This is a genomic window from Saccharopolyspora aridisoli, from assembly GCF_004348445.1.
GTDB classification, from domain to species: Bacteria; Actinomycetota; Actinomycetes; order Mycobacteriales; family Pseudonocardiaceae; genus Saccharopolyspora; species Saccharopolyspora aridisoli.
The window spans coordinates 25034-37195 of sequence record NZ_SMKV01000009.1 but is presented as its reverse complement, the minus strand read 5'-3'; the positions used below and the strand labels follow the sequence as shown (position 1 = coordinate 37195).

Annotated in this window: 11 protein-coding genes; 6 read left to right on the top strand and 5 right to left on the bottom strand. The window is 68.5% G+C overall.

The annotated features are described in order from the left end of the window. Positions 1-15: 15 nt before the first annotated feature. The 6 genes from E1161_RS09445 to pstB all read left to right on the top strand — a co-directional run bounded on the left by E1161_RS09445 (position 16) and on the right by pstB (position 5985). On the top strand, positions 16-789 hold the full coding sequence (locus E1161_RS09445; protein ID WP_132621709.1) for a winged helix-turn-helix transcriptional regulator: 774 nt from the start codon (positions 16-18) through the stop codon (positions 787-789). A 76-nt stretch (positions 790-865) separates the two neighbouring features. Next, positions 866-1819, top strand: a complete 954-nt coding sequence (gene mshD, locus E1161_RS09440; RefSeq protein WP_408011969.1) for a mycothiol synthase — start codon at positions 866-868, stop codon at positions 1817-1819. 220 nt (positions 1820-2039) lie between these two features. After that, on the top strand, positions 2040-3155 hold the full coding sequence (gene pstS / locus E1161_RS09435) for a phosphate ABC transporter substrate-binding protein PstS (RefSeq protein WP_132621707.1): 1116 nt from the start codon (positions 2040-2042) through the stop codon (positions 3153-3155). Between the two features lie 165 nt (positions 3156-3320). Further along, complete coding sequence (pstC, locus tag E1161_RS09430; protein WP_235874918.1) at positions 3321-4286, top strand: phosphate ABC transporter permease subunit PstC; 966 nt, start codon at positions 3321-3323, stop codon at positions 4284-4286. Beyond that, positions 4283-5197 carry a phosphate ABC transporter permease PstA gene (gene pstA / locus E1161_RS09425; RefSeq protein ID WP_132621703.1) on the top strand — a complete coding sequence of 305 codons (915 nt, stop codon included), beginning with the start codon at positions 4283-4285 and terminating at the stop codon, positions 5195-5197. Before pstC ends, pstA begins: the two co-directional genes overlap by 4 nt. Positions 5198-5208: 11 nt before the next feature. Next, positions 5209-5985, top strand: a complete 777-nt coding sequence (pstB, locus tag E1161_RS09420) for a phosphate ABC transporter ATP-binding protein PstB (protein ID WP_132621701.1) — start codon at positions 5209-5211, stop codon at positions 5983-5985. Positions 5986-6325: 340 nt separating this feature from the next. On the opposite strand, the gene E1161_RS09415 is transcribed toward pstB, so the two are convergent. The 5 genes from E1161_RS09415 to E1161_RS09395 all read right to left on the bottom strand — a co-directional run bounded on the left by E1161_RS09415 (position 6326) and on the right by E1161_RS09395 (position 12160). Further along, a complete protein-coding gene (locus E1161_RS09415; protein WP_235874901.1) occupies positions 6326-7183 on the bottom strand; it encodes a helix-turn-helix domain-containing protein in 858 nt (285 codons plus the stop codon). 133 nt (positions 7184-7316) lie between these two features. Beyond that, entirely contained in the window at positions 7317-7964 is a 648-nt protein-coding gene (gene phoU, locus E1161_RS09410; protein WP_132621699.1) for a phosphate signaling complex protein PhoU, read from the bottom strand. Positions 7965-8067: 103 nt separating this feature from the next. Beyond that, the gene (locus tag E1161_RS28320) at positions 8068-10383 is read right to left on the bottom strand and encodes an LCP family protein (RefSeq protein WP_268951376.1); all 2316 of its coding nucleotides are present in this window, start codon (positions 10381-10383) and stop codon (positions 8068-8070) included. 252 nt (positions 10384-10635) lie between these two features. Next, positions 10636-11490 carry a GGDEF domain-containing protein gene (locus E1161_RS09400; protein WP_328591236.1) on the bottom strand — a complete coding sequence of 285 codons (855 nt, stop codon included), beginning with the start codon at positions 11488-11490 and terminating at the stop codon, positions 10636-10638. A gap of 268 nt (positions 11491-11758) precedes the next feature. Beyond that, positions 11759-12160 (bottom strand): hypothetical protein, encoded by a 402-nt coding sequence (locus tag E1161_RS09395; RefSeq protein WP_132621697.1) that lies wholly within the window; start codon positions 12158-12160, stop codon positions 11759-11761. Positions 12161-12162 lie beyond the last annotated feature (2 nt).

Sequence of the window (12162 nt, the reverse complement as noted above, 5' to 3'; positions counted from 1 at the left end):
AGATGGAGGCCCCAGATGAGCTCCGAGCTGCTCCTGCTGACCAGTGAATCCGATTGCGACGCGGTCCTTCCGTCGCTGGCACTGCTGCCGCACCGGGTGCGAGTCCTGCCCCCGGACCCCGGGGCCATCCTCTCGGGTGGCGCGCACGACGTGGTCATCGTCGACGCCCGCACCGACCTCGCCGGTGCCCGCGACCTGTGCCGCCTGCTCGCCGCAGGTGACGCCCCGGTGATCGCCCTGGTCAACGAGGGTGGTCTGGTGACCGTCAACGCCGAGTGGGGGGTCGACGACCTCCTGCTGCCCACCACTGGGCCGGCCGAGATCGACGCTCGGCTGCGCCTGCTGGTCTCCCGCCGCAGCGAAACCTCCTCCAGCGGAGACGGTTCGCTGAGCGTCGGCGACCTGGTCATCGAGGAGGCCACCTACACCGCCCGGCTGCGCGGCCGGGCGCTCGAACTGACCTACAAGGAGTTCGAGCTGCTGAAGTACCTGGCCGGGCACGCCGGCCGGGTGTTCACCCGCGCCCAGCTGCTGCAGGAGGTCTGGGGCTACGACTTCTTCGGCGGCACCCGCACCGTCGACGTGCACGTCCGGCGGCTGCGCGCCAAGCTCGGCCCGGAGCACGACTCGATGATCGGCACCGTGCGCAACGTGGGCTACAAGTTCGTCCGCCCGAACCGCAGCGGTTCGTCCTCCCCGCTGGCCGCCGAGGTCGCGGAGGCCGCCGAGATCGAGTCCGCTGCGGCGGAAACCGTGGAAGCGGCGGACTTCCGCGGCATCAACGCGTAACCGCGAGATCAACGACGAAGCCCTCGATCTTCGGGATCGGGGGCTTCGTCGCGTGCGCGTGGGTAGGGTTGCGGGTGTGCAACTGACTTGGCGCAATGGACTGGACGACAGCGAGACGGCCGAGGTGATGGGCCTGCTCGACGAGACGGAGAAGGCCGACGGTGTCGCTCCGGTCGGCGAGCACGTGATCCTGCGGCTCAAGGCCCACAGCGACGTCGTGCACCAGATCGAGCCGGTGCAGGCCGACGTGCGGTCCGAGCACTTCATCGTTCGCAATTCCGGCGGCGCGCTGACCGGGTACGCGCACCTGGACACCGAGCACGAGGCCGGTTCGGGCCAGCTGGTCGCCGAGCTCGCCGTCCACCCCGAGCACCGGAGGCTGGGTGCGGGCACCCGGCTCGTCGAGGCGCTGCTGGAGCGCGCCGATCTGGGTGCCGAGCCCGACGCCGACACCGGGCGGCTGCGGATCTGGTCGCACGGCGAGCACCCGGGCGCGCTGCGGCTGTCCGAGCGCTACGGCTTCCACCGGCCGCGCGAGCTGTGGCGGATGGGCCGCGAGCTGGCCGAGCCGGAGCTGCCCGAGGCGCAGCCACCGCAGGGCGTGACCATCCGCACCTTCCGGCCGGGCCATGACGAGGCCGACGTGGTCCGGGTCAACCACCGCGCGTTCGTCTGGCACCCGGAGCAGGGAGACATGACCGAGCAGGACGTGCGCGCCAAGGAGCGGGAGGACTGGTTCGACCCGGAGGGCTTCTTCCTGGCGGTCGACGAGTCCGGTGAGCTGCTGGGGTTCCACTGGACGAAGGTGCACCCCGACGGGACCGGTGAGGTCTACGTCGTCGGGGTCGACCCGCACGCGCAGGGCGGTGGTCTGGGAAGGTCACTGACCGTGGTCGGTTTGCGACACCTCCGGGATACCGGGCGTAGTCGCGTGATGCTCTACGTCGAAGCCGACAACGTTCCGGCGGTGAAGGTCTACCAGCGGTTGGGCTTCGCGAAGTTGGACAGCGACGTGCAATTCGGACGCTGAGCCGAGAATGCTGTGAGTCACGTGTGAGCGGAAGATCCGCGTCCCTCTCGCCCGTTGGGGTGTGTCCCCGCTTACTAAGCGTGCCTTGTTCACTTCGCGTTCACTTGGATGGTGAGGGCAGTCCATCCGCGCTGCTTAGCGTCAGACCCAAGCGGCATGAAGCACGAGCCTGCGTGGCTCCGCCGCGCCCGGCAGTTTGTCCCTTGGGTGGAGGAACGAAGTGAGAATCAAGCGGCACAGCGCTGCGATGGCCGTCGTCGCCGCGGGCGCGCTCGTGCTCGCCGGCTGCGGAACGGACCAGAACGTCCCGCAGGGTGGTGGCAACCCGGCTCTCGACAGCGTGCAGGTCCAGTGCGGCACCAAGCCGATCTCCGGCGAGGGCTCGTCGGCGCAGAAGAACGCGGTCGACGTCTTCGCGCGCGACTACGGCCTCAAGTGCGCCAACCAGACGGTGAACTACACCAAGTCCGGATCCGGCAAGGGCGTCGCCGCCTTCACCGCCGGTCAGGTCGACTTCGGTGGCTCCGACTCCGCCCTCAAGGAGGAGAAGGGCGAGGTCGCCAAGGCCGCCGAGCGCTGCCAGGGCAACCCGGCCTGGAACGTCCCGATGGTGTTCGGCCCCATCGCGATGTCCTACAACATCCCGGGCGTGAGCGACCTGACCCTCAACCCCGACGTGATCAGCAAGATCTACAAGGGCGAGATCAAGAAGTGGGACGACCCGGCGATCAAGGCGCTGAACCCCAACGCGCAGCTGCCGGCGATCGACATCGTTCCGTTCTTCCGCTCGGACGAGTCGGGCACCACCGAGAACTTCCAGAAGTACCTGAAGACCGCCACCGGTGGCGCGTTCACCGGTGAGGGCAAGACCCTCCAGGGCGGCCAGGGCGTCGGCCAGGGCCGCGACGGCTCTGACCAGGTGGCGCAGTCGGTCAAGGCCACCGAGGGCAGCATCACCTACGTCGAGTGGTCCTTCCCGAAGAACCTGGGCCTGGGCATCGCCAAGATCGACAGCGGCGCCGGCCCGGTCGAGCTCAACACCGCCAACGTCGGCAAGGCCATCGAGAGCGCCAAGATCGAGGGCGAGGGCAACGACCTCAAGGTCGACCTCGAGTCGATCTACGGCAACAAGTCCGCGGGCGTCTACCCGATCGTGCTGAACACCTACGAGATCGTTTGCTCGAAGGGCTACGACCCGGAGACCGCCAAGGCGGTCAAGGCGTTCCTGACCGTGGCGGCCAACGCCAACCCGCAGGAGCTGGAGAAGGCGGGTTATGTCCCGCTGCCCGAGGCTTTCAAGGGCAAGGTCCTCCAGGCCGTTAACGCCATCTCGTGAGAGTGACCGGGCCCGCCCGCACCTCGGGCGGGCCCCTGGTCCAACGGATTAGATGAGAGGCTGCAAACAGCAGTGACCGACTCGACGAGAGCCGCCACGCGCCCCGCGGGCACCACCGGTGCCCAGCGGGGCGCTTCGGCGCCCAGTTCCGGACCGGAGGCTCCCATTTCCGCTCCAGAGAAGACAGCGGGCAAGTCCTCCCGCGTCGGCGACAAGGTGTTCTCCTCGCTCGCCACCGCGTCCGGCGCATTCGTGGTGGCGGTGATCGCCGCGATCGCAATCTTCCTGCTCATCCGGGCGGTTCCGGCGCTGCAGGTGAACCACGTGAACTTCCTGTTCAGCCGGGAGTGGGACACCGGGGATCCGGCGAACATGAGCTTCGGGATCTTCGACATCGCGTGGATCACCGTCGCCAGCTCCGTGGTCGCGCTGGTGATCGCGATGCCGCTGTCCGGCGGGATCGCCCTGTTCCTCACCCGCTACGCGCCGAAGAGCCTGGCCCGCCCGTTCGCCTACATCGTCGACCTGCTGGCCGCGGTGCCCTCGGTCGTCTACGGCCTCTGGGGCTTCCTGGTGCTGGGGCCGTTCCTCAAGCCGGTGTCGACGTGGCTGAACGAGACGCTGGGCTGGATCCCGATCTTCGGCCAGGGCAACATCGCCCAGGTCGACTCCGGGGCGAACGTGTTCACCGCCGGGATCGTGCTCGCGGTGATGATCATCCCGACGATCACCGGTGTGACCCGCGAGGTCTTCGCCCGCACCCCGGACGCCCAGGTCGAAGGCGCGCTGGCGCTCGGCGCCACCCGCTGGGAGGTCATCAAGACCACGGTGTGGCCCTTCGGCCGCAACGGCTTCGTCGGCGGCTCGATGCTCGGCCTCGGTCGCGCGCTGGGCGAGACGATGGCGCTGACCATCATCCTGAGCGCGACCACCGCGCCCCCCGGGTACAGCATCTTCGACAGCGGGGCGACCTTCGCCTCCAAGATCGCCCTCGGGTCCGCGGAGTTCAACAACAACCTGCAGGTCGGGGCCTACATCTCGGCCGGTCTGGTGCTGTTCGTCATCACCTTCGCAGTCAACGCGATCGCGCGCTGGATCGAGAGTGCGGCCGGCGCTAAGGGGAAGTCATGAGGACCGACGCTGCCGACGTGGAGCAGCTCGCAACCGCGCCGGCCTTCCAGAGCATCGGCTTAGGCCGGAAGTTCAAGGACAACCTGGCCACCGTCCTGTTCGCGGCGGCCTTCGCGATCGCGGTCGTCCCGCTGCTGTGGGTGCTGTGGACGCTGCTGGAACGCGGTCTCAAGCCCGTCCTCAGCGCCGACTGGTGGTCGCACTCCTTCAAGGGCCTGCTGCCCACCGACTTCGGTGGCGGCATTTACCACGCCCTGGTCGGCACGGTCTTCGAAGGCCTGGTCTGCCTGGTCTTCGCGGTGCCGCTGGGCGTGATGGTCGCGGTCTACCTGGTCGAGTACGGCCAGCAGTCGAAGCTGGCCAAGGCCGCCACCTTCATGGTGGACATCCTCAGCGGTCTGCCCTCGATCGTGGCCGGTCTGTTCATCTACGCGCTGTGGATCACCACCTTCGGCATGACCCGCAGCGGGTTCGCGGTGGCGCTGTCGCTGCTGCTGCTGATGTTGCCGGTCGTCGTCCGGGTCACCGAGACGATGCTGCTGATCGTGCCGAACGAGCTGCGCGAGGCGGCCTACGCGCTCGGCCTGCCGAAGTGGAAGACCATCGTGCGGATCGTGCTTCCGACCGCGCTGTCGGGCATCGTCACCGGTGTCATGCTCGGCCTGGCGCGCGTGCTCGGCGAGACCGCCCCGCTGCTGATCCTGGTCGGCTACTCCTCGTCGATCAACTTCGACCTCTTCCGCGGGGAGATGGCGTCGCTGCCGCTGACCATCTTCATGGAGCGCAGCACCGGAACCATCGCCGGCGAGTACCGGATGTGGGGAGCGGCGCTGACTCTCGTGATCGTCATCATGCTGATCAACCTTGCCGCGACCGGTCTGTCCAAGATCTTCGCGATCAAGACCAAGTAGGGACATTCGACATGGCCAAGCGTCTCGACATCAAAGACCTGAACCTGCACTACGGCAAGTTCCACGCGGTGCAGGACGTGACCCTGCAGGTGCCTGCCCGCAGCGTCACCGCGTTCATCGGTCCCTCCGGTTGCGGCAAGTCCACCGTGCTGCGGTCGCTCAACCGGATGCACGAGGTCATCCCAGGTGCCCGCGTCGAGGGCAAGGTGATGCTCGACGGTGAGGACATCTACGCCGACAACGTCGACCCGGTGCAGGTCCGCAAGACCATCGGCATGGTCTTCCAGCGGGCCAACCCGTTCCCCACCATGTCCATCCGGGACAACGTGGTGGCCGGGCTGAAGCTCGCGGGTGAGAAGAACAAGTCGCACCTCGACGAGGTCGCCGAGCAGGCGCTGCGCGGCGCGAACCTGTGGGAAGAGGTCAAGGACCGGCTGAACAAGCCGGGCGGCGGCCTCTCCGGTGGTCAGCAGCAGCGGCTGTGCATCGCCCGCGCCATCGCCGTGCGTCCCGACGTGCTGCTGATGGACGAGCCCTGCTCGGCGCTGGACCCGATCTCGACCCTGGCGATCGAAGACCTGATCTCGCACCTCAAGCAGGACTACACGATCGTCATCGTCACCCACAACATGCAGCAGGCCGCTCGCGTCAGCGACCAGACCGCGTTCTTCAACCTGCGCGCGGTCGGTGAGCCCGGTCAGCTCGTGGAGATCGACGAAACCGGCAAGATCTTCTCCAACCCCACCCAGAAGGCCACGGAGGACTACATCTCCGGCCGCTTCGGCTGATCTTTTGGTTGGTCTGCCGCTCGGTGGTCGCGCTGCTTGGTAGGTGTTGGCGGGAGTGTCCGACTCGCCTTCACTGACACTGCTCAGTGGTCTCTTTGCCGGGCGGTGCCAGAAGCGGAACCTGAGCGGCTCTCTGGCTTCGGGATCCGAGACTGATGTATGACCAGTACACGGCGCTACGGCTGTCCTCCCCAGAGAGCCGCTCAGAACCCGCGGCGGTGCCGGCTGCGTGCTCGGGGTAGTGGCGAAAGCACCTTCGGCGCTTGCCTGACGCTCGTTGGTTGTGCGAAAAGGGCGGGGCCTCCCTCTTTTTGGGAGGCCCCGCCCTTTCTGCTCTTCCTCACACCGGCAGTTCGTCGGCCACCGATGAGATGAAGGCGCTGGAGTCCTTGGGGGTGAGTGCGCTGGTGCAGACCTGCTCGAAGGCTTTGAGGTAGTCGGCTGCGTCGGCGGCCTTGTCGAGGAAGCGGGAGTTGGCGGAGTCACCGAGGTGCACGACCTGGGGGTCGGCCTCGTCGGCGAAGGAGAACACCGCTGCGCGGTCGCCCATCAGCGGGTGGCCGCCGTTGCGGAACGGCAGGACCTGGATGGTGACGTTGCGGCGGTATCCCAGCAGGACCAGGTGCTCCAGCTGCTGCCGCATCACCGCGGGACCGCCCACGCGGCGCCGCAGGGCCGACTCGTCGAGGACCGCCCACAGTTCCAGGGGCTGTTCGCCCAGCAGCCGCTGCTGGCGGGTGGAGACCACCTTGAGGCGTTCGGCGATCTCGTCGTCGGTGAGCACCTGGGAGTCAGAGGTCAGCAGCGCGCGCGTGTAGTCGGTGGTCTGCAGCAGCTCGGGCAGCGGGTCGCTGCCGAAGCAGCTGACGGCCTTCGCCGAGGTCTCCAGCCCGAGGTAGGTCTGCAGGCCGGGACGCAGCGCTGTGCTGGGGTACTGCTGCCACCAGCCGCGCTGCTTGGAGTCCTGGGCCAGGTCGATGAGCGCTTCGAGCTGGTCGCCTGCGGCGCCGTAGAACTCGGCCATCAGGCGCACGTCGGAGGTGCGCACCGGTACCCGGCCCAGCTCGATCTGGCTGATCTTGCCCTGCGAGCAGTCCAGGTGGGCGGCGACCTCGCGGTGCGTGCGGCCGGCGATCTCGCGGAGGCGTCGGAGTTCACTGCCCAGTCGACGTCGGTGCACGGTCGGACTCTTACCCACCGAGCACCTCATCGGTACGAGTTCGGTCGCTTCTCACTCCAAGGAGGATGGCACACGATGATCACAACATCGAGTGCTGAGACCGACTATTAATACGTCCCGAGTGAGATCGTCACTGACCTGCGGAAGCCGATCAACGGGACGGCATCTTCCCGGTCACGATGAACTCGACCCGGCGAGCGACCGCGACCGCGTGGTCGGCGAAGCGCTCGTAGAAGCGGCCCAGCAGCGTCACGTCGACGGCCGTGGCCACGCCGTGCTCCCAGTCCGGGCTCATCAGCACGGTGAACAGGTGGCGGTGCAGGTCGTCCATCTCGTCGTCGACCTCGTCCAGCAGCCGGGCGGCCTCGACGTCCTGGGTGCGGATCACGGTGCTGACCTGGTGGGCCAACTTCACGGCGATGCGGCCCATCTCGGCGAAGTAGGCGGCGACGTCGTCCGGCAGCACCGCGTTCGGGTGCCGGCGCCGCGCGGCCTTGGCCACGTGCAGGGCGAGATCGCCCATCCGCTCCATGTCCTCGGCGGCGTGGATGGTGGCGATGACGCTGCGCAGGTCACCGGCCACCGGGGCCTGCAGGGCCAGCAACCCGAAGGCGTACTCCTCGGCCCGGGAGCGCGCCTCGTCGACCAGCGCGTCCTCGTCGATGACCTGCTCGGCCAAGCTCAGGTCGGTCTCCAGGAGCGACTTGGTGGCGCGCTCCATCGCAGTGCCGACCATCGCCGACATCGAGGCGAGAACGTCGGTGAGCATGCCTAGTTGTTCCTGGTAGACCTCGCGCATGTCACCCAGCGTACTTCCCCGCGGAATCGGACAGAATGACCTGTGGTGAACCAAAGGTGAAATCGCCGTGATCGACCAGCTCGGCTCCGACGATAACCGCAGGTCAGCCGCAGATTCCGGTTCCAGCGCCCACGGTGGAGTCGCCCGGCGGGGACGGCTGGGCGGGCTGCTGGTGCAGCACCCGGCCGACACCGGCCGCGCCACCGGAACCGCCCGAACCGCCGGTCGGCGTGGACTGGGCGGCCTTCTGCGGAGTGCCGTCGGTGGTCACCGGCGCGTCGTCGATCATCGACTGGAACAGCGCCCTCGCGTCGTCGTCGCGCAGGACCTCCATGCCTTCTTCGTTGGCGTAGCCGGTGGTCGGGACCGTCATGAAGGTGACCTTGTTCGGGTCCAGGCCCTGCAGCTGCTGGCCCAGGTCCATCAACCGGTCGGCACCGATGTTGTCGCCGAAGGTGTTGGCGCTGACGGCCTTGACGAAATCGCTGAGCTTGCGCGGGTCCAGCAGCACCTGGCTGGACATGGTCTTGCGCAGCAGCGACGACAGGAACATCTGCTGGCGCTGCATCCGGCCGTAGTCCGAGGTCGGGTCGCCCTCGACGTGCCGGGCGCGGACGTAGGTCAAGGCCTGGTCGCCGGTGAGGTTGTGCCGTCCTGCCTCGGGGATGACCGTGCCGAGCGTGGAGTCCACGACGGGCCTCTCGGTGCAGATCTCGACACCGTGCACGGCGTCGACCATGGACTTGAAGCCGTTGAAGTCGATGCCGAGGAAGCTGTCCATCCGCAGGCCGGAGATCTGCTGGATGACCTTGGTGGTGCACAGCGGGCCGCCGACGGCGTACGCCTCGTTGAGGCGCGCGCCCTTCTTGCCCGGGACGATCTCTTCGCTGTACCTGCCGGTCTTGGGGTCCCAGCGCTGGCAGTCGGGCCTGTCCACCTGCAGGTCGCGCGGGAATGACACCAGCTCGACCCGGCTCCGGTCGGCGGGGATGTGGGCGACCATCGTGGTGTCCGAGCGCGCACCCGGCTCGTCGTTCTCGTCGCCGACGCCGTCGGACGCACTGGCCCCAGCGCGGGTGTCGGAACCGATCATGAGGAAGTTCTGGTCGCCCGCCTGCCCCGCGGCGTCCTTGATGTCGGAGGAGTTCGGGTCCAGCGCCAGCACGGCCGACGGCCCGAACAGCGCGGTCGCGCCCCAGGCGAAGCCCAGCGACAGGAACACCGTCAGCGACGCGGCGACCGCCACAGCCATGACGATGAGGTGCGTGCGGCGCTTGCGCTGCTTCTTCTTCCACTCCATGCGCGACCCGCCACCGCGGTCGTTGCGGAAGTCGAAGGGCATGTCGCTGCCGAGCTCGGGTTCCTTCTTGTTGCCGGGCAGCCACGCGTAGCGCTTGCGGCGCTTGGCCTCCTCGGCGGCGATCTCGTCGTGCACCGCGGAGAACCGGGCGAGCGTGAGGTCGATCTGCTCGATGTCGTTCTTGCGGTCGTCGTCGCCGAAGTCCTCGGCGGCGTCAGCACCGTCGTCGAACTCATCGAACTCATCGAACTCATCGAACTCGTCGAACTGGTCGAACTCGTCGAGTTCGGAGTAGCCGTCGGCGGGCGCCACGATCGCCGTCTCCTCGGCTCGCTCGACCGGCGGCGGAGTGGGTCTGGCGGGCCGCGCGGGCCGCTCCTGCTGCGGGGCCGCCGGCACGCGCGGGTGCTGCGTGGTGGCTTCCATGTCGGCAGGGGGGCGCGTGGGGTTCGGGCGCGGGTTGCGGCCGGACGGAGGAGAGACGCGCTGCGGGGCGTCGGTGCTCAGCGCCTGGCTGATCCGGGTGGCCTGGTCCGCGGGCGGCTCGGGGCTGCGCCGGGCGGGACGTGCGGCGGCGCCACCGGCGAACGCGGCGGCGGCACCCGGAGCGGCGGGCGGTGGCGGTGTGGGCCGCTGGTTGCGGCCGGAGGGCGGGGACACCGGGACTGCCGGCGGCTGCTGCACGGGCCGCGGGGCGGTGCTCGGCGGCGTCCAGCCGACCGGGGGCGCCGGGTTGTTCGGCGGGGCGGGCGGCGTGGGCATCGGGCGGCTCGGCGGTGCCTGCCGGGGGCGCCTGCCGGTCGGCTCGGGCGAGGTCCAGGCCTGCGGGGGTTCCGGCGGTGCCTGCGGAGCGACCCGACGCGGGCCGGTCTGCGGAGGTTCTTGCGGAGCTTGCGGTGCCGACGGCGGCTGCGGTTCAGCGGCGCGGCGGCGGCCGGAGGTGCCCGGGCCCTTGCCGTGCTTGGACAGCAGGTCGATCACGCGGGTGCCGCCCGAGCCGTCCTCGGACAACGCGCGTCGGCGACGTCCGGAACCACTTGCCGAACCGGTGGCATCGGCGTTTTCGTCGGGGCGGGTACGCCGGTGCCCGAAGTCGCCATGCCGGGGGTCTTGCGGCACGCGTGTTCCCTCCCAACCTGCCTCAGTCATCGTTCTGTGCGGATCTTGACGCGCTCGACACTCCCCGACATGTATCGCCTTGCGCCTCAAAGATAGTACGGCTGATCGCCCGAACTGACGATAGCGCCGACAGTTTCTTCACAATCAGTGCACGATGCTATCGGTCCACTGGTCTGTTACGACTAGCCGTGCTAAGCCAGATGACCCGTATGCGCAAATCCGAAAGCACCCTGTGTCCTTGATTGATCGCCATCAGTAACCGGCGGCTCTTCTCCCCGGTTCGGTGACGCGCTCGGCTGCGGCCCCGGCCAACCGGATTTCCGCGCCCTTCCGGTACGCGACTGCGTTCCTGCCGGCCCGCTTCGCCGCGTACAGCAGCGCGTCGGCCGAGATCAGCTGCTGCTCGCCGGATACGTGCCCGCCTGTGCCCTGCTCGTGCACGACGCCGATGCTGATGGTCACGCCGAGGCCGGGCGTCATGGTCTCCCACGGGAAGTGCTCCACGCGCTGCCGGGCCGCTTCGCAGACCTGCACCGCCGAGTTGGGCAGGATGTGCGGCAGCACCAGCACGAACTCCTCGCCGCCGTAGCGGGCGCAGAACGCGCCGTCCGGCAGCGCTTCCTGCAAGAGGTCCACGACGCGCTGCAACACCCGGTCCCCGAACAGGTGCCCGTAGGTGTCGTTGATCAGCTTGAACCAGTCCAGGTCGATCAGCGCCACGGCCATGCCCTCGCCGGTCATGGAGTTCTCGGTGACCAGGTTCGCGAGCCGTTCGTCGAGGTAGCGACGGTTGTAGCTGGCCGTGAGGCTGTCGCGCAGGCTCTCCTCGCGTGCTTTGGCGTGCTCCTTGCGCAGCAGTTCGACCTCGCTGCGCAGCTGTTCGGGCACCGCGGGCTTGTCCGAGGACATCATGTCCAGCGCCGACCGCAGGTGGTGGTACGCCTGCCGCCACTGGCCCCGGGAGGCCAGCAGGCGCGCTATGGACTCGTGCAGCTCCGCCATGCCCGTGCCGTTGGCGACTTCCTCACGGCTGCGAGGCGTGGGCGGTTGCGGCACGTCACCGCCACCGGAGTGCGGATCTTGCCCGGCGCACCTGTTGCGGATCACGTCGACCACCTCCCGTCCGCGCTGTCGTCATCTGACGGAACGATCATGCCGGTTGGACTCGCCCCACGTCTCGATCCGCGCAGTCGGGTGACAACGCCGACGATCGGACACCGAGTCCTCAGCTCCTAGGTGTGTACCGGGCGGAGGGGCGGATGTGGAAGCGAATCGGTTCGGACCCACCCGCACGGACGAGCAAACCAGTGTCGGTTTCATACCACCGCCCTGCGACCACTTCGACGTGATCTTGGCCGCACTGCGTGGTTTTCGGTCATTGGGGGCAGGGTGCGAACCCGAAGGTCCGCCCGTCCAGGACTACGAGGTGTTGTGACCCGATCTGATGACCGGTGGCGCTGCCGTTCACGCGGGTGGTGACTTCGACGCCGATCGCCCAGATCTCGCCGCGCGGAACCACGCCGTCGGCGCTGAACCCGGGATCGGGCCGCAGCGTGCTCCAGGCGGGGTCCAGCTGGACCGTGAGATCGCCGAGTTCGCACGTGCTGTCGGAGAAGTCGGGGTGCTGCGAGCGGCGGAAGAAGTCCTGCTGCGCCTGCGGGCCCGCTGCCGCGGCGGCGTTGTTGTCCGCGAAGTAGCCGCGGAAGTCCGGCTGCTGCGGGGCCGTCGCACACCCGGTCGCGCACAGCGCGACGAGAAGCGGCCAGACCACTCGCACGG

What these genes read in the sequence shown, in the direction of transcription:
- E1161_RS09445 (WP_132621709.1), top strand. Translation starts at nt 16, where the DNA reads ATGAGCTCCGAGCTGCTCCTGCTGACCAGTGAATCCGATTGCGACGCG.
- pstA (WP_132621703.1), top strand. Translation starts at nt 4,283, where the DNA reads ATGAGGACCGACGCTGCCGACGTGGAGCAGCTCGCAACCGCGCCGGCC.
- pstB (WP_132621701.1), top strand. Translation starts at nt 5,209, where the DNA reads ATGGCCAAGCGTCTCGACATCAAAGACCTGAACCTGCACTACGGCAAG.
- phoU (WP_132621699.1), bottom strand. Translation starts at nt 7,964, where the DNA reads ATGCGCGAGGTCTACCAGGAACAACTAGGCATGCTCACCGACGTTCTC.